This window comes from Rhizobium leucaenae USDA 9039 (assembly GCF_000426285.1).
Classification (GTDB): Bacteria; Pseudomonadota; Alphaproteobacteria; order Rhizobiales; family Rhizobiaceae; genus Rhizobium; species Rhizobium leucaenae.
The window spans coordinates 146,194-163,333 of the sequence record NZ_AUFB01000002.1 but is presented as its reverse complement, the minus strand read 5'-3'; the positions used below and the strand labels follow the sequence as shown (position 1 = coordinate 163,333).

19 protein-coding genes are annotated in these 17,140 nt (G+C 59.6%); 6 read left to right on the top strand and 13 right to left on the bottom strand.

The window, feature by feature from the left end:
* Positions 1-32 precede the first annotated feature (32 nt).
* Positions 33-809: a tRNA1(Val) (adenine(37)-N6)-methyltransferase gene (locus tag K290_RS0103480; RefSeq protein ID WP_028750584.1), complete on the bottom strand. Its 777-nt coding sequence runs from the start codon at positions 807-809 to the stop codon at positions 33-35.
* Positions 810-817: 8 nt separating this feature from the next.
* Positions 818-1,048 (bottom strand): putative signal transducing protein, encoded by a 231-nt coding sequence (locus K290_RS0103475; RefSeq protein ID WP_028750583.1) that lies wholly within the window; start codon positions 1,046-1,048, stop codon positions 818-820.
* 108 nt (positions 1,049-1,156) lie between these two features.
* On the opposite strand from K290_RS0103475, the gene K290_RS0103470 reads away from it, so the two are divergent.
* The 4 genes from K290_RS0103470 to moaB all read left to right on the top strand — a co-directional run bounded on the left by K290_RS0103470 (position 1,157) and on the right by moaB (position 5,630).
* Positions 1,157-2,173 (top strand): polyprenyl synthetase family protein, encoded by a 1,017-nt coding sequence (locus K290_RS0103470; protein ID WP_028750582.1) that lies wholly within the window; start codon positions 1,157-1,159, stop codon positions 2,171-2,173.
* 124 nt (positions 2,174-2,297) lie between these two features.
* The gene (locus K290_RS0103465; protein WP_028750581.1) at positions 2,298-4,157 is read left to right on the top strand and encodes a tetratricopeptide repeat protein; all 1,860 of its coding nucleotides are present in this window, start codon (positions 2,298-2,300) and stop codon (positions 4,155-4,157) included.
* A gap of 7 nt (positions 4,158-4,164) precedes the next feature.
* Entirely contained in the window at positions 4,165-5,076 is a 912-nt protein-coding gene (locus K290_RS0103460; RefSeq protein WP_028750580.1) for a 4-(cytidine 5'-diphospho)-2-C-methyl-D-erythritol kinase, read from the top strand.
* Positions 5,076-5,630 (top strand): molybdenum cofactor biosynthesis protein B, encoded by a 555-nt coding sequence (gene moaB / locus K290_RS0103455; protein WP_028750579.1) that lies wholly within the window; start codon positions 5,076-5,078, stop codon positions 5,628-5,630. The genes K290_RS0103460 and moaB overlap by 1 nt, the downstream gene beginning before the upstream one ends.
* Before the next feature lie 37 nt (positions 5,631-5,667).
* On the opposite strand, the gene K290_RS0103450 is transcribed toward moaB, so the two are convergent.
* Positions 5,668-5,982: a hypothetical protein gene (locus K290_RS0103450; RefSeq protein ID WP_028750578.1), complete on the bottom strand. Its 315-nt coding sequence runs from the start codon at positions 5,980-5,982 to the stop codon at positions 5,668-5,670.
* A gap of 184 nt (positions 5,983-6,166) precedes the next feature.
* On the bottom strand, positions 6,167-6,685 hold the full coding sequence (locus K290_RS0103445; RefSeq protein ID WP_028750577.1) for a glycosyltransferase family protein: 519 nt from the start codon (positions 6,683-6,685) through the stop codon (positions 6,167-6,169).
* A gap of 228 nt (positions 6,686-6,913) precedes the next feature.
* Here K290_RS0103445 and K290_RS0103440 point away from each other — a divergent pair, with 228 nt between their 5' ends.
* Together K290_RS0103440 and K290_RS0103435 are read left to right on the top strand one after the other, a co-directional pair.
* Positions 6,914-8,071, top strand: a complete 1,158-nt coding sequence (locus K290_RS0103440) for a PA0069 family radical SAM protein (RefSeq protein ID WP_028750576.1) — start codon at positions 6,914-6,916, stop codon at positions 8,069-8,071.
* Between the two features lie 204 nt (positions 8,072-8,275).
* The gene (locus K290_RS0103435; RefSeq protein ID WP_028750575.1) at positions 8,276-8,935 is read left to right on the top strand and encodes a ribonuclease HII; all 660 of its coding nucleotides are present in this window, start codon (positions 8,276-8,278) and stop codon (positions 8,933-8,935) included.
* A gap of 25 nt (positions 8,936-8,960) precedes the next feature.
* Here K290_RS0103435 and K290_RS0103430 read toward each other — a convergent pair whose 3' ends face one another.
* The 9 genes from K290_RS0103430 to corA form a co-directional block, all read right to left on the bottom strand.
* Positions 8,961-9,509 (bottom strand): phosphotransferase, encoded by a 549-nt coding sequence (locus K290_RS0103430; protein WP_245276457.1) that lies wholly within the window; start codon positions 9,507-9,509, stop codon positions 8,961-8,963.
* Positions 9,510-9,862: 353 nt separating this feature from the next.
* Positions 9,863-10,354 carry a F0F1 ATP synthase subunit B gene (locus K290_RS0103425; RefSeq protein ID WP_028750573.1) on the bottom strand — a complete coding sequence of 164 codons (492 nt, stop codon included), beginning with the start codon at positions 10,352-10,354 and terminating at the stop codon, positions 9,863-9,865.
* Positions 10,355-10,357: 3 nt separating this feature from the next.
* Positions 10,358-10,951, bottom strand: coding sequence for a F0F1 ATP synthase subunit B (locus tag K290_RS0103420; protein WP_028750572.1), 594 nt, complete (start codon positions 10,949-10,951; stop codon positions 10,358-10,360).
* A gap of 79 nt (positions 10,952-11,030) precedes the next feature.
* Positions 11,031-11,258 (bottom strand): F0F1 ATP synthase subunit C, encoded by a 228-nt coding sequence (locus K290_RS0103415; protein ID WP_028750571.1) that lies wholly within the window; start codon positions 11,256-11,258, stop codon positions 11,031-11,033.
* A 69-nt stretch (positions 11,259-11,327) separates the two neighbouring features.
* Positions 11,328-12,080, bottom strand: a complete 753-nt coding sequence (locus K290_RS0103410) for a F0F1 ATP synthase subunit A (protein WP_028750570.1) — start codon at positions 12,078-12,080, stop codon at positions 11,328-11,330.
* Between the two features lie 78 nt (positions 12,081-12,158).
* Entirely contained in the window at positions 12,159-12,503 is a 345-nt protein-coding gene (locus tag K290_RS0103405; RefSeq protein ID WP_028750569.1) for an AtpZ/AtpI family protein, read from the bottom strand.
* A 315-nt stretch (positions 12,504-12,818) separates the two neighbouring features.
* The gene (locus K290_RS0103400; RefSeq protein ID WP_037134863.1) at positions 12,819-13,997 is read right to left on the bottom strand and encodes a cell wall hydrolase; all 1,179 of its coding nucleotides are present in this window, start codon (positions 13,995-13,997) and stop codon (positions 12,819-12,821) included.
* 154 nt (positions 13,998-14,151) lie between these two features.
* Positions 14,152-16,053 (bottom strand): potassium transporter Kup, encoded by a 1,902-nt coding sequence (locus K290_RS0103395; protein WP_028750567.1) that lies wholly within the window; start codon positions 16,051-16,053, stop codon positions 14,152-14,154.
* A gap of 17 nt (positions 16,054-16,070) precedes the next feature.
* Positions 16,071-17,048: a magnesium/cobalt transporter CorA gene (corA, locus tag K290_RS0103390; protein WP_028750566.1), complete on the bottom strand. Its 978-nt coding sequence runs from the start codon at positions 17,046-17,048 to the stop codon at positions 16,071-16,073.
* Positions 17,049-17,140: the final 92 nt, after the last annotated feature.

The window sequence follows — 17,140 nt, the reverse complement described above, 5'->3', positions numbered from 1 at the left end:
CGAAAACCGCGTCATGCTTTCGGAATGGTGCGCTACTTTCGGGAATAGGCGGCGCGGCCATTGTTGAGGTCGTCGACGAAGTCGGAGAATTTGTGCGTGCCCTCGCCATGCATGATCAGCGGCGCCCGCAGCGCCAGCCGCGCCCTTGAGCCCTTGATGGCAGTCACCAGGATGCGGACGGCATTTTCGCCCTCCCGCGGATGAATGGACGTGATTTCGATACCGCCGAAACGGCGGCCGCAGGCGGCGATGATCTCTGCAATCGATTGCGGCCGCGCAATCAACGACAACTGACCGCCGGGGATCATGATGGCGCCCGCGGTCCGCACCCAGCTTTCGAACAGACCGTCGGTCATGGCATGCGCCTGCGCTTTCAATGCATCCGGCGTCAGCCTGTCGCTGGCATCGTTGAAGGGCGGGTTCATGATGACATGATGGAAACTGTCATCGATCAGACCGGCATCGTTGCGGGCCTTCGCGGTCAGGGTCACATCGGCCTCGACAATAGCGACACGGCTGGCGAAGCGGGCATTTTCAGAAAGCTCCAGGCTCTTGCGGGCGAACTCGGCCATTTCCGGCGAGCGCTCGAACAGCACCACTTCCGCCTGTTCCAGCCGCGAGGCCACTGCCATGCCGGCGGCACCCGCGCCCGCGCCGAGGTCGGCCACCCTGATCTTTCGGCCATCGGCGACCAGGGCCGCGAGCAACATGGCGTCCATGCCGGAGCGATGTCCCCTGCCCTTCGGCTGGACGATATGGAATGCGCCACGATGGAAGGCGTCGATGGTTTCGGAAGGATTGTCGGCCATGGCGGAGCTCAGCCGCGCGCCGGGCGCAGCTCATCGCCAAGACCGGCATCGATGAGAATGCGCCGGGCCTGATCGGCACGCTCGTCCTCGACCATGAAGCGACGCGGCAGCATACCAAGCGAGCCCTCAAGAATGCTCATAGCCTGATCCGCGACGAAGCAATGAATCCCCGCATCCTTCATCAGGCTCTCGGCGAAGGAGAGTAAAACGGGGTCATTGGTGCGTATCAGCTCGTGCATAAGCCTTGGGTTTCCTGTCAAATTTGCGAGACGAGACAAATCGCCTCTTGCCGCCTCTTTCGCCCCTTCTTATTGTGCTTTGCAGAAAATGAACAGGAGTCCGGATCGTTGGGCGTCGTGATACCGCTTGAAGAAAGCAAGAATAAACTGGCCTCCATCAAGCCATTGGTGGACCTGACCAAGGCGGATATGGAACGCGTCAACCAGCTCATCCTGTCGAAAGCCGGCTCCGATGTGCAGATGATCCCGGAAGTTGCCGAGCATTTGATCTCCTCCGGGGGCAAGCGCCTGCGGCCGATGCTGACCATCGCTTCCGCCGCACTCTACGGCTATCAGGGCGACAATCACATCAAGCTCGCGACCTCGGTTGAATTCCTGCACACGGCGACATTGTTGCACGATGACGTGGTGGACGAAAGCGATCTGCGCCGTGGTAAGTCCACGGCCCGCATGATCTGGGGCAACCAGGCAAGCGTGCTGGTCGGCGACTTCCTGCTCGGTCAGGCTTTCCGGATGATGGTCGAAGTCGGTTCGCTGGATGCGCTCGATGTGCTGTCGTCTGCAGCTTGCGTCATCGCCGAAGGCGAGGTGCTGCAGCTTTCCGTCTCCAAGAATATGGAGACTACCGAAGATGATTATCTCTCCGTCATCCGCGCCAAGACCGCGGCACTATTTGCCGCCGCCGCCGAAGTCGGCCCGATCGTCGCCAATGCCGGCAAGGCCGAGCGCAATGCGCTGAAGTCCTACGGCACCAATCTCGGCCTCGCCTTCCAACTCGTGGACGATGCGCTGGATTACGGCGGCAAGGCTGCCGATCTCGGCAAGAATGTCGGTGACGATTTCCGCGAGGGCAAGATCACCCTCCCCGTCATTCTCGCCTATCGCCGCGGCACCGAGAAGGAGCGGGCTTTCTGGCGCGACGCCATCGAGACCGGCAACAATAGCGACGAGAACCTGGAAAAGGCGTTAGGTCTGATTACCAAATATGGTGCGCTGACAGACACCATCGCTCGTGCCGTTCACTACGGCACCATCGCCCGCGACGCACTGGCGCCGCTACCGGAAACGCCGTGGAAATCCGCGCTCATGGAAGTGATCGATTTCTGCATCGAACGTGTGAACTGATCACAGCCGCCCGAATTTCTTGCAGGAGCGCTTCAAAAAAGCCATCCTGTTGTGAATCAATTGACACGAACGCTTTGTGCCGCCGGCGCTCTTACCGGCAAATCCCTTGATGAAAGGCTTACTAATGCGGCAGAGACTTGCCATTCGTTTCCTCTCGGGCGCAGCCCTGGCGGCGATCCTTTCGATGGCAGCGCTGAACAGCGCGCGCGCCGTGGATGCCCCGGCAGCGCCGGAGGCGAGCACCCCGGTGACATTCGATGCGGAAAACGTCGACACCTTCGCAGGCGCCTTCCTTGCTGCCCGTACGGCCGACGTCGACCATGATTATGAAACCGCAATTTCGCTTTATAAAAAGGCGCTGATGATCGAACCCGGCAACCCGGAGATCCGTCAGCGGCTGATGATCTCGTTGTTGCTCAACGGCAATCTCGACGAGGGCGTGAAATACGCCAACGAGCTGAAGAACGATCCCTCGGTCGAACGCGTCACCACGATCGTGCGTGGCATGGACGCCATCCGCCGGCATGACTACAAGGCCGCGCAGGAAATTCTCAAATATGACGGTCCGAACGATCTGGACCGAATGATGGCCGGTCTTCTGCTTGCTTGGGCCCGCGCCGGCTCCAATCATGGCAAGGAAGCGATCGCCATGATCGACAGGATGAAGGGCCCTGACTGGTTCAACATCTTCAAGAATTACCATGCCGGCGCCATCGCCATTACCATCGGGGATACGAAGTCCGCCCGCTCGCACCTGAACGATGCCATTCTCGACAAGGCGGGCGGCGCAACGGCTCCCGACACATTCATGCGCGCGGTCATGGCGCTCGCGGAGCTTGAATCCAAGGCCGGCGACAAGCAGAAGGCGTTGGATGCCGTTTCGGTCGGCGACAATCTGATCAACAATTACGCGCCGCTGAATGCGTTGCGCGACAGCATCAGCAAGGGCGCAACGCCGGAACAGCAGGTGACCGACAGCACGCAGGGAGCAGCCTCGGTGCTCTTTACCGTCGGCGCGGCGCTCAACCGTGACGGCGCCGAAGATGTCGTCTCGCTTTATCTGCAGATCGCCAACACGCTCGATCCCAAGAGCGCCGACACGCTGGTTCTGCTTGGGGGGCTTGCGGAAAAGCAGGAGCAGATGGACCGCGCCATCGCCTTCTACAAGAAAGTGCCCAATACCTCGCCGATGGCCCGCATCTCCGAGCTGCAGCTCGGCCTTGCGCTCGCCCAGTCCGGCAAGGTCGACGATGCGCGCAAGCATTTGAAGGCGCTGATCGATTCCGATCCCAACGATATCCGCAGCTATCTCGCCTATGGCAGCGTTCTTTCGGACGCCAAGGACTTTCAGGGCATGGCGGACAATTACGACAAGGCCGCTGAGGTTATCGGCGCCGTACCGAACCGCGGCGACTGGGCCGTATTCTTCCAGCGCGGCATCGCCTATGAGCGGCTGAAGAAGTGGGACAAGGCCGAGCCGAATTTCAAGAAGGCCTTGGAGCTGAACCCCGACCAGCCGCAGGTCCTGAACTATCTCGGCTATTCCTGGGTCGATATGAACCTGAACCTCGACCAGGGTCTGAACATGATCAAGAAGGCCGTCGATCTGAAGCCGGATGATGGCTACATCGTCGATTCGCTCGGCTGGGCCTATTTCCGACTCAACCGCTTCGACGATGCGGTGAACGAGTTGGAGCGTGCCGCACAGTTGAAGGCCGGCGATCCGACGATCAACGACCACCTGGGCGATGCCTATTGGCGCGTCAACCGCAAGCTGGAGGCGGTTTACCAGTGGAACCGCGCGCTGGCTTCCAAGCCCGAGGACGCGGATATTCCGAAGATCAAGGAAAAGATCGCCAACGGTCTGCCGGCGCTCGACAATGACCCAAGGACGGTCGACAAAACCAAACAGCCTGATCCGGCTCCGGCGGTCACTCCATCGCCCAACACGACAACGCCGCCGCCGGCCGATAAGAAGTCCTAGACTTTCAATGACCGTGATCTTAGCGGCTGACGATTTCGACCTCTCGGAGGAAGCGCCAGCCAAGATCAACTTGGCCCTGCATGTGACGGGCCAACGGGCCGACGGGTACCATCTGCTCGACATGCTCGTTACTTTTGCCCGGCATGGCGACCGCCTTGGTTTTCGTGCAAGCGCGCATGACGAATTCAGCCTTTCCGGACGCTTCTCTCCCCTTCTTGCCGAGGCGAGTGCGGGCGGCAATCTAGTGCTGAGGGCGCGCGATCTGCTGCGACAAGCGGCTCATGACGCGGGTTTCGAAGCGCCGCCGGTCCACATCCATCTTGAAAAGAACCTGCCCGTCGCCTCCGGTATCGGCGGCGGCTCCGCAGACGCCGCGGCGACTCTCCGTGGGCTGACGCGGCTTTGGGGCTTCCCCCTGCCCGCCGACACGGCGACGGCAATTGCGCTGAGGCTCGGAGCGGATGTGCCGATGTGCCTCGTGAGCCGGCCGCTGATCGCACGCGGCATCGGGGAGGCGATCGAGTTGTTGCCGGACTTTCCGTCTTTTGCCATGGTGCTCGGCAATCCCCTCGTTAGCGTTTCGACGCCGGAGGTGTTTCGCATGCTAACCCGGAAGGACAATCCGCCGTTCGCACTCCCCTTGCAGGCAACAAACAACCGCATGCAATGGATTGGTACCATTGAGAGGTTGCGCAATGATCTGGAGCCGCCGGCGCGGGCGCTCTGCAACGAGATCGCCACGCTCTCGCAATTGATCGAAAGCCAAGGTGCGCTCGCCACGCGCATGTCCGGCTCCGGCGCCACCTGCTTCGGCCTATTCGATCATCTCGAGCAGGCGACGGCAGCGGCGGCAGCGCTTCACAGCTTGAGGCCGGACTGGTATTTCCAGGCGACGGAAACGATCAAGGGAGACGCGTGATGGCCGGTTCAAGCGAAGCAAGGTCCTTCATCCCTGTCGGCATCGCGGTGCTGACCGTTTCCGACACGCGCACGCTCGCCGACGACAAGTCCGGCGACACGCTGGTTGCCCGCATCGCGGAAGCCGGCCACCGGCTGGCTGACCGTGCCATCGTTCCCGACGACAAGGAGCGTATCCGAAGCCAGGTGGAAGCCTGGACGCGCGACGACACGATCGACGTCGTCATCACCACCGGCGGCACCGGCTTTACCGGCCGCGATGTCACCCCCGAAGCGCTGGAGCCCTTGTTCGAGAAGAGGATGGATGGTTTTTCCGAGGTGTTCCATCGTATCTCCTACGACAAGATAGGCACGGCGACGATCCAGTCACGGGCAACCGGCGGCGTCGCCAACGCCACTTTCATCTTTGTGCTGCCGGGCTCGCCGGGTGCCTGCAAGGATGCCTGGGACGGCATTTTGAAGGCGCAACTTGACTACCGGCATATGCCCTGCAATTTCGTGGAGATCATGCCGCGGCTCGACGAACATCTGAAGCGCGGTGCCGGCTCAAAATAAGCCGGCGCTTTGCCGGGCAATATGGGCTTCTCCAATCCTATGCCTTCGATCCGGGCAAGGCAGGAATTGATTCCCATTTCTGACCCGTGAGGATCACGCAGCTCCGGCCGGAAACGTTGGTAATCATCATTGTCCAACTGCCGCTTTCGGCGGCGAAGACTTCGATGATCGTCTTCGGATCAAGCTGGCCGACGGCCGAGAGCTTTTCGGAATAGCGCGCACCCAGGAAAGCGACGATATCGGCGCGCTGAGCGCATGCGAGCATTGCCTGCGAAGCTGCTGAGTTCGGATGAAGAATTGCCATTGCCACTAGGGCCGTTCCGATGAGGCGGCAGAGCATTGTGCGTCCCATGACGCACCTCCTTTCGCCGGAAATCCGGCAGAAGAGGAGAGAGTTCCGCTGACCTGCTCTGCCGCATACCGGCATCTTCATGGTCGGCCGCCCGAACGCGACACGCGAGACGTGCCGCCATATGAAAATTATGACAGCAATTCCCTTATTTTCAATTGGATTCTGGATCGATCACAAAGCCATACTACCGCGCCGCGCGCGCGACCCAGGAGGGAATCAGTTCGCTCGACAGTTGACGGCTTTTCCGGCCTTTGGCGAACTCGGCAAGCCGCATGCCCGTTTTGGCGGCGGCGATGGCCTGTCGTTTGGAGAGGAGCAAGCCTAGTTCCAGAGGTGGCAGGCTACGGCTGATGCGCTGCAGCAAAGGCCGGCGATAGCCGCGCGACGCGGTGAAGCGCGCCGGCACTTTGTTGAGCGAAACATATTCGGCGATCTCATCGATCCAGCCCGCTTGCGGGCGGGCGCCGGGCTCGACGAAAAGCAGCCATTCACCGCGCGCCGACTGCAATATCTCCCTGATATCCCATTGCGAATAGAAACGGCAGCCGGCAGCATCGGCGACATGCGAGCTGCCATCGCGCGAGCCATGATCGAGCACGACGACGTCGCACACGAGCCCTTCGATCGCGCCCGCCACCAAGACCGCCAATGTCTGCGCCAGTTCCGATTCTTGGTCCTGACATTCAATGATTACCGTCAACATTGCCCATCTATAGAGCGGCGCACAATTTATTGCCAGCGCATAAACCTTGGAACTGGCGGGTTTGGAAGAAAGCTTGGCGGGGTTCAGAAATACCGCCGCGTCCAAGTGGACGTACCGTCCGGCGGTGGATAGTCCGCATTTTGTTCTTGCATTGTTCTCGTTTGTCGGATAGGAATTTAATCATCTTAGACGCGGCGTGCGATGCCATGAACCGCCCTGGAGTTACCGATGAACGAGCAGTCCCTTGCAGGGCAGGCCGCATTTGCGCCTGCCAATACGGCAGATGTTGCCAATGCTTTGATCGCCGACACCGGTCTCAGAGTCGAGATCGACCGCAGGCGAGGTCGCGGTGCCGGGCTGAACCCGAGCGGCCGGTTCGAGCCACTGAAGCGTGAGACATTCGATGACGGCTGGCAAACGTTGGAAGAGCTGCCGCCCTTCAAAACCGAAGTGCAGGTGGAGAAGCCACGCACGGCAATCACGCGCAACGATTCTCCCGATATCTCCTTCGATCGCTCCATCAATCCCTATCGCGGCTGCGAGCATGGCTGCATCTATTGCTTCGCGCGGCCGACGCATGCCTATATGGGATTGTCGGCGGGGCTCGATTTCGAATCGAAACTCTTCGCCAAGCCCGACGCGGCGCGGCTTCTGGAACGGGAACTGGCAAAGCCGGGCTACAAGCCGCGCGTCATCGCCATCGGCACCAATACCGATCCCTATCAGCCGATCGAGAGAGAATGGCGAATCATGCGTCAGATTCTCGAAGTATTGAACAAGGCGAACCATCCGGTTGCGATCGTCACCAAGTCGGCGCTGATCATGCGCGATATCGACATTCTCAAAGAGATGGCCGCCAAGAACTTGGTTCGTGTCGGCATTTCGGTGACAACGCTCGACCGCAAGCTGGCACGCACCATGGAACCGCGCGCGGCGACGCCACCGCGGCGGCTAGAGGCAATCCGGGCGCTCAACGAGGCGGGCATCCAAACGGCTGTCATGGTGGCGCCGATCATTCCGGCGCTCAACGATCATGAAATCGAGCGAATCCTCGATGCTGGCAAGGCCGCCGGCGCCATGGAAGCGAGCTATGTCATGCTGCGCCTTCCGCTCGAGGTCAGCCCGCTCTTCCGCGACTGGCTGCTGCAGAACTATCCGGATCGCTACCGCCATGTCATGTCGCTGATCCGCTCGATGCGTGGCGGCAAGGACTATGATGCCGAGTTCGGCAAACGGATGAAGGGTGCAGGCCCTTACGCCTGGCAGATCGGCCGCCGTTTTGAAATGGCGACCAAGCGGCTGGGGCTCACCCGCCGCAGTATCGCGCTGCGCGACGACCTGTTTGTGCCGCCGGATGGCAGCGGCGTGCAGCTTTCACTGCTCTGAGCGGTTCAGCTTTTCACGGAATCTTAGAACCGCTCTCTCTTTTTGTTTTTTCGCAATTCCAGACGGAAAGCGGCTCACGCACTTTTCCTGGAATTGCTCTGATCCTTTCCCGCGGGTTTCCCTGCCCGCCGGAAGAGCCCCCAGGTTCGCCGCCTTGATCCGCTGGGGGCTTGCAGGAGATCGGGTGGTGTGCGAGCTTGCCGCATGCCACGCAGCACACCATCCGATTCTCCTATGCTTTTCGACGAGGACCCGATCGTTCCGACTTTCGAGCTGGAGCTGATTGCCCGCCGCGCCGGACACTGGCCTGTTGCCGGTGCCGACGAAGCCGGACGCGGGCCTTTGGCAGGCCCTGTGGTCGCTGCCGCGGTCATTCTCGATCCGGAGCGTATTCCCGAGGGATTGAACGATTCCAAGCAGCTTTCGGTCCTGAGACGCGAAGCGCTGTTTGTCGAAATACTTGCAACCGCCACCGTTTCCATTGCGTCCTCGAGTGCGGCCCGCATCGACATCACCGATATTCGCAAGGCAAGCCTTGACGCCATGCGCCGCGCCATCTGCAGCCTTGCCGTTCCGGCAAGTTACGTCCTGACAGATGGCTTGGACGTGCCTTTCGGTCTTGCTTGTCCGGGAAAAGCCGTGGTCAAGGGCGATGCCCGCTCTTTTTCCATCGCCGCCGCTTCGATCGTCGCCAAGGTGACGCGCGACCGGATGATGGCTCGCGCCGGCGATGTCTTCCCCGCTTACGGTTTTGCGTCCCATGTCGGCTATGGCACGCCCGAGCACCGCGCCGGTATCGAGAAGCACGGCCCCTGCTCGCTGCATCGCATGAGCTTCCGGCCCCTTCGAAGGGAAGAGGCCTGACAGCCGCCTTCCGCCTCCTCTTCATTCAAAGGCCGGCTATAATCTGCTCCCGATGTTCGTTGATATAGGCGACATCGCGCCGGTAAATTTGATCGTGGCCTTCTTCGATGTTGCGGCGATATCTCTCCACACCATTGGCCGCCTCGCTTTCCATGTAGGCGACCAAGGCATTCAGACGGTCGACGATCATGTGCGGCAATGTCCGTCGCTGCTTTGCCGGCAGGCCATAAGCGTCAAGAAAAATGCAGGTGCGGAGAATTTGTGTATCGAGCCCGCAGAGATCTTCGACCGCGATGCCGGTAGACAGAGGCGCCCAGCGATAGATGGCATAAGCGAGGTCCCAGCAACGAGAACCGGGATGGGCTGCCTCGAAGTCGATGATGCCAGTGACCTCGCCGCCGCTCAGAACAACATTATATGGCGCGAAATCGCCGTGGCAGATCACCTCGAAGGGCGGGCGCGGCGACAATTGCCATATCTGGTCTTCCAGCATCGGCCGCATAAAAAGCGCGGTGCAGTCATGATAGCGCCGCAGCAGGCGCGCCGCCGACTGCAGGGCTTTCGCGGACCTCATCGACTCATTCTCATCCAAGTCACCGGTCTCGCCCGGAAGAAAGCTCACCCTTTCCCACGTCGTATCATATCCAGCTGGCAATGGCGCATTCGCAAAGCCGTGTGATTGAAGTGCAGAGAGCAGCGCGTGAACACTCGCCGTCCAAGGGCGAGTGCGCCGATAGATCAAATCATCATGGTGAAATGGGCCTTCGCCACTGTCCGCGCTCGGCATCACCCTCTCCCTCCTTAAAGCAAGGCCGGATATAATTTGGATCCAAAGCCATCGTCAAACTTTGCCGCCAGAGTGTTACCGCCTCAAACGCAAAAAGCCCGGCACAAACCGGGCTTTTCAAAGATCGATTGCTTGCACGCTCAGTTCAGCCGTGTCTTCACTTCGCCAACGGCGTTGCTGAAGAGTTCGGATTGAACGCGGCTGTCGGCCTTTTTGGAGAGCACGGATTCGGCGGCAGCGATAGCCAGATCGACAGCGGCGGAGCGAACCGCCTTCATCGCATCGGCTTCCGCCTGCTTGATCTTCTGCTCGGAAAGCGCAGTACGATTGGCGACGAATTCCTCCGTCTTCTTACGGGCTTCCGTCGTCAGCATTTCCGCTTCCCGCTCGGCTGCCGCAACGATGTGGGCTGCTTCGGCTTCGGCTTCCTTCCGCTTGCGCTGATATTCGGCCAGGAGATGCTGAGCCTCTTCACGCAGGCGCTTGGCTTCGGCTAGATCGTTGCGGATCTGATCGGCGCGGTCGTCCAGCGACTTGGCCATCATGCCCGGCACCTTCAGATAGACGACCAGGCCGAGGAAGATGATGAGAGCGACGAACGCAAAGAAAGTTTCGTCGAGACCGAATTCCATGGATCAACCCTCCCGCTTGGCGGATGCTTCGGCAACAGCCGAAACGACGTCTGCCTGGCCGGCGACGTTGCCGACTAGCTGCTCGACAACGGCAGCGGCCGTTTCTTCGGCAATGGCGCCGACATCGCCGAAGGCTTTCGCCTTGATCTCGGCGATACGCACCTCAGCGGCTTTCAGCTTCTCGGAAAGGCTTGCTTCGATCGTCTTGCGATCTTCCTCAGCCTTTGCCTTGGCGGCATCGCGGGCGGTGGCACCGATCGAATTCGCCTTGGCGCGCGCTGCGGCCAATTCGCTTTCGTAGGTTGCGACAGCAGCATCGGCTTCGGCCTTCAGACGCGAGGCTTCGTCGATATCCTGAGCGATACGATCGTGCCGGCTTTCCAGAATGCTGCCGACACGCGGAATGACGATCTTCTGCATGGCCACGTAGAAGATGACGAAGGTGATCACCAGCCAAAGGAGCTGTGACGGATACGTCGTATGGTCAAACGGCGGGAATACGCCTGCGTGATGGCCCTGATCGGGCGTACCCGTCTCCGTATGCACCGCGCCGGCTGCCGGCGGTGCTTCTTCAGCATATGCCGGGGTCACAAACATGCTCACCTCCAGGTGGTCTGCAAATACAAAGAATCACGGCCCGCTGTCCCGCGAACCGTGATCTATCATGCCGTTGATATCAAACGGCGAAGAGCAGGAGGAGAGCGATGAGCAGCGAGAAGATGCCCAGAGCTTCCGTAACGGCGAAGCCGAATACCAGACGGCCGAACTGGCTGTCAGCGGCAGACGGATTGCGAAGTGCGCCGGACAGGTAGCTGCCGAAGATGTTGCCGAGGCCGAGAGCCGTACCGGCCATACCAAAGCAAGCCAGACCTGCGCCGATGAACTTTGCTGCTTCCGCTTCCATGTTGAACTCCTTTGAAATGGTTGTTGCGGCAAATGACTGACGTCCTGAAGACGTCAATGTCGGAAATCCTTAGTGGCCACCCGGATGGATCGCGTCATTGATGTACATGCAAGTCAGTACCGCAAAGACGTAAGCCTGAAGGAAGGCGACGAGGAGCTCGAGACCAGTCAGGGCGACGGTCATGAGCAGAGGAAGAATGGCGCCGCCGATGCCAAGCGCGCCAAGGGTTCCGAGCGAGGCAACGAAGCCTGCGAACACCTTGAGCGTGATATGGCCTGCCAGCATGTTGGCGAAAAGACGAACGGAGAGCGAAATCGGCCGGGACAGGAAGGAGATGATCTCAATTCCCACCACCAGCGGCAACAATATGCCTGGCACGCCCTGCGGCACGAAGAGCTTCAGAAAGCCAAAGCCATGCTTGATGGCGCCGTAGAGGATGACCGTCAGGATGACCAGAAGCGCCAAGGCGAAAGTAACGATGATCTGGGCAGTGACGGTGAAGAAATAAGGAACCATGCCGAGCAGATTCGCCGTCAGCACGAACATGAAGAGCGAGAAGACCAGCGGGAAGAATTTCATCCCCTTGGTTCCCGCCCCTTCCTTCAACATAGAGGCGATGAACTCGTAAGACATTTCCGCAACCGATTGGGCGCGGCTCGGAATGACGCTGCGGGGCGCGGTGGCAAAATAGAGGAAGCCGGCCGAGATCACCGCAGAGGCAACCATGAACAGGGATGCGTTGGTGAACGAAAAATCAATTCCGCCGATATCGATCGGGATAATCTTGAAGATCAGGAACTGATGGGTAGGTCCGTTTGCCACCGCTTGTTCTCTTTCATTTTCCCGCTCGTCAAGCGGATGCCTCTCACCAGGAAACCGCGCCTCAGCGCCGCTTCCGCCTCACTTCTTATCAAGCCCGTGCTTTTCAAGCATCGGTGTCGCCACCTTGCCTGCAGAGCGCAGAACATTCAGAACGCCGGCACAAAATCCGAGAAGCAGAAAAACAATCATGCCCCACGGCGCCGTGCCGACAAAACGGTCGAACATATAGCCCAGAACAGCGCCAACGATGATGGCAGCAATGAACTCACTGGAAAGCTTCATCGCCTCAGCATAGCCCTTGCGGCTCTCCTCGGCGCGAACCTCCCCTTGTTCATCCTCTCCCAACGCAGAGCGCTTGCTCGCCAGTTCGGCTCCCAATTGCTCCCGTCGCTTTTCCAGACCTTCGTCGCGGTCGTCCACCATGGTGATGTCCTTCCATTTTCGCTGCGCGCAACCCCATTACCCCGGTCAACGCGTCAACGAACGGCAGGTTTCGCCACCTTTTCGGCCCGTTTTGAAGTCGCGCGCAACATAGTTTTAGGAAAAAGCATAGTCAAGGCGTAGACGTCATCTGTCCAGCCATAAATTAGCCGAATTAAATCATGATCTTACGCCGAATATGCGATGCCGGCTGAAAACTGGGCCGAAGAATCCTCTTCAGGCCGGGTTTTTCTGTGGCCTTTTTATCGCTAACCCGGCGCGTGCGGAATCGAACCAGTCCCGCCGCGCAACAGGCCGTCAGCTCCAACCGCCGCCATAGGTACGATAGAAGATGTGCATGCCGATACGGCCGACCTTCACCATTTCGGCCGCCCATTTCGGTCTGACGTAGACGGCGTGATAATGCGTGGCGGAACCGACTTCCGGCAGCCAGATCTTGCCGGCGGTCACGGCCATGGCGACCTGGCGTGCAATTTTCCAGTGTTCGGGCGAGTTGACCCGATCCTTGACGTTGTCGCACGCAAAGGAAAACTGGCATGCATTATGCCAATCGTCGTTCTGATAGACGACGCCGCAGATGGTTTTCGGGTAAGCTGGATTGCGGACGCGGTTGAGGATGACCTGTGCGACGGCCGCCTGTCCCTTCACCGATTCCCCGCGTGCTTCGAAATAAATGCCGGTGGCAAGACATTGCTGTTCATCCGACGAAAAGACGGAAGGCGGCAGGACGTTCGCGGCCCAGGTGTGATCCTCAGGACCGATCTGCGGCACGAAGCGGCCCTGATTGTCCTGATCCTTGGCAAGTATCGAATCGAAAGGCGAGACGCGGGCATAATCAGGCGGCGGCGACGCATAGGCGGCGGCGAGAACATCGGCATCCCGATTTGTGATCAGGCCTGCAAGGTAGGAAGGCACGCTATTGTCCGGCTTTGGCGGCTCTTTTCTATAGAAGGCCGTGGCGATCTGAATTTCCTTGCCGCCGATCTTCGGCTTCAGGAAAACCGTCTTGTCTTTGGTGTCCAACTCGGGCCGAAGCAATAGGCTGTCGCGCTGCAGCACGGAACCGGCGGAGAAATCCTTGGGCGGCTGCATCGGCGCAACGGCAACCACCCTGCCCTTCTTATCCTGGCGATTGATGCGCTCTTCGTCCGGCCTGGGATCGCTGCCCTTTTCCTGCGACAGGAAAGCAACGCGCCGACCGTCGGGCAGGACGAGACCGCCATCGCCAATGGCCGCAGCGGTCGATGCATCGCCAAAGGCAAGCTCGGCCTGGTGCGTCGAACCTGCCGGCGAATTGGTGATGACCATGCGCCAGTTGCTGCTCCCCCTGTCGATGCCCGCCAGCAGACCGGCAAGATCGGCGTAGGCCACTGTCGAAGGGAAGATCAGCCATGCGCAAAACCCGAAGACGGCTGGCGAAGTCCAGTTTTTCGGCAAAAGACCAAACTTGCGAGGGATACGACGCGGGCGAGACAATACCGAACTCCAAACGGCACTCTGGACTAGGAGCCGTAATAATCTCGCATTAACCTTGATGGATGGTTAACTCTGGCCGCCGTCCCCCGCGCAACCAAAAGGCCCGTCGGAGATCCGGCGGGCCTTTTATGCAAAAAGCTGATTTCGATCTGCGTCAGATGATGACGTGCGATCCCAATTCCACCACGCGATTGGCCGGCAGGCGGAAGTAGTCGGAAGGATCGGTCGCCGCGTTGGCGAGCGCGATGTAGAGCCGATCCTGCCAATGCGGCATGCCCGACTTGGCGTCGGGCACCAGCTTGCGACGGCCGAGATAGAAAGAGGTCGACATGATGTCGAACTTCAGACCGGTCTTGCGCAAAGTCGCCAGTGCTTGCGAGACGTTTTGCGATTCCATGAAGCCGAAGCGCAGTTCGACGCGCGAGAAGCGATCGGAGACTTTTTCGACCGAGTAGCGGTCCTCCTGCAGGACGCGCGGCTTGTTGATGGTGCGGATCGTCAGGATAACGTTTTTATCATGCAGGACATGATTGTGCTTCAGATTGTGCAGAAGCGCCGCGGGTGCCGACTCCGGATCGCTGGTGAGGAAGATCGCCGTCCCCGGGACATGCGCCGGAGAGTGATCGCTCTTGCGCTCGATGGAGCTGACGAAGGACGACAACGGAATATCCGTATGCCGGGTCTTCTCCATAAGGATCGCCGTACCGCGGCGCCAAGTCCACATGATCACCGTGAAGGCGGTCGCGATCAGAACCGGAACGTAGCCGCCGTCGTGGATTTTCAGCAGGTTGGCGCCCAGGAAGACGAATTCCAGCAACAGCAGCGGTGCCAGCACGCCGGCTGCCATCGGCAGCGTCCAGTTCCAGCGCACACGCACGAACTCGAAGGCCATGATCGAGGTAACGACCATCGCACCGGTTACCGAGATACCATAGGCCGTCGCCAGCGCATCCGAGGTCTTGAAACTCAATACCAGGAAGATGACGCCGAAGAAGAGCACCGTGTTAACGGACGGCAGGAAAATCTGCCCGGTATTGGTCTCGGAGGTGAAGAGGATTTCCATGCGCGGCAGGAAGCCGAGATGAATGGCCTGCCGCGTCAGCGAGAAGGCACCGGTGATAACAGCCTGGCTGGCGATGATGGTCGCGAGCGTCGCGAGAATAACCACCGGCAGGATCGCCCAATGCGGATACATCAGGAAGAACGGGTCGGACATGGCGAGCGGCTGGCGCAGCACCAGGGCACCCTGGCCCAGATAGTTCAGTGTCAACGACGGAAATACCAGGGCAAACCAGGCCCACTGGATCGGCCGGCGACCGAAATGACCCAGGTCGGCGTAAAGTGCCTCCGCGCCGGTGACAGTCAGGAAAACCGCGCCAAGCACGACGACGCCGAGAAAACCTTCGTTCATCAGGAAGGTGATCGCGTACCAGGGGTTCAACGCCGCCAGGATGCCGAAATCATCCGAGATGTGCATGATGCCGACCACGCCCATGACGATGAACCACAGCGCCGTGATCGGACCGAAGAAGCGCGCGACCGCGCCGGTGCCATGCGACTGGATGGCGAAGAGCAGCGCCAGGATCCCGACCGAGATCGGCACGATATAATCCGTCAGCGACGGCGTCACCAATTTCAGGCCTTCAACGGCCGAGAGAACGGACAGCGCCGGGGTGATCATCGCATCGCCCAGGAAGAGCGCGGCGCCCAGTAGGCCCAACAGCATCAGAACGGCGGTGTGGCCGTTCGCCGTCTTCATCAGCAACGCCAAAAGCGACAGTGTGCCGCCTTCGCCGTCGTTGTCCGCGCGCAGCAGAAAAAGGACATATTTGATGGTGACGATGATGGTGAGCGCCCAGAACATCAGCGAAACGAGGCTGATGACTTCGCCGCGCGTGAGGCCGTCGGCGGCCACCGGTTTCAGCGCCTCGCGAAAGGCGTAAAGCGGGCTCGTACCGATATCGCCGTAGACTACGCCAACCGACCCCAAGGCGAGGTAGAAGAGTTTGCGTGGATTCATTTTCCCGTCGGGAGAATGATGGGTTTCGTCAGACATTCAGGATCACTAGACTCTCAGAGCCAGCCTTTCCAGCGAAAAAAGAGAAACGGAACGACGGCAGATACCACCATCAAAAGCAACGATGCCGGGTATCCATAGGCGAAATGCAACTCCGGCATGAACTCGAAGTTCATGCCGTAGACAGAGGCAACTAGCGTCGGCGGCAGGAAGACTACGGAGGCGATCGAGAAAATCTTGATGATGGCGTTCTGCTCGATATTGATCAGGCCGAGCGATGCATCCAGCAGGAAGGTGACGTTACCGGCGACGAAGGACGCATGTTCGGACAAAGATTGCACATCCCGCGAGACATTGCGGCACAATTCCTTGGCCTCACGGTCCTGCTGCATGGCGGGAATAGCTTGGAGGAAGGTCAAAACTCGCGACAGTGAACTCAGGCTGTCTCGCACCTTGCTGACCGTGCGGTGATAGCCTGCAATGTCTTTCAGCTTCTCTTCCAGATAGTTCGACGGGCGACGGATTTTCTTCACGCGGTCGCCGAACACATGCACCGACAATATATCGATGCTCGAGACCGTCTGTTCAAGGACTTCGGCAGTGCGGTCGACTATTGTTTCCAAAAGTTTCGTCAGAAGCGCGACACCCGTGCGCCGTTCCCGCGGTATGCGCTGCAGCGCCGCAATGAACAGCGCAAAGGATTTCGGCCGTGCATAGCGGATGGTGACCAGGCGATGACCTGTCAGGATGAAGGCGACGTCGGTCAGTATCGGCAGGCTGGTATCGGCCTTCCAGAGCAGTGATGCCGTCAGGAAAACCGAGCCCTCTTCGACATAGAGTCGGCTTGATGGCTCGATGTCCTTCATATCTTCGCGCGTCGGGACTTCAAGCCCAAGCAGGCGCTCGATGTTCTTCTCTTCTTCACGCGACGGCTCGACCATATCGATCCAGATGGCGTTGTCCGGCAATTGGGCAATGGTCGACAGATCTGCCAATTCCAGCGGCTTGCAATCGGAGCAATAGGCCGTGATCAACGGATCGTCCTCGGCACGACGGAGACAAAGCTATCGCTATGGCGCTTTGTGCGCTCTCGCCGCGATGCTGCCGATGGACATTGAGAAAAAAT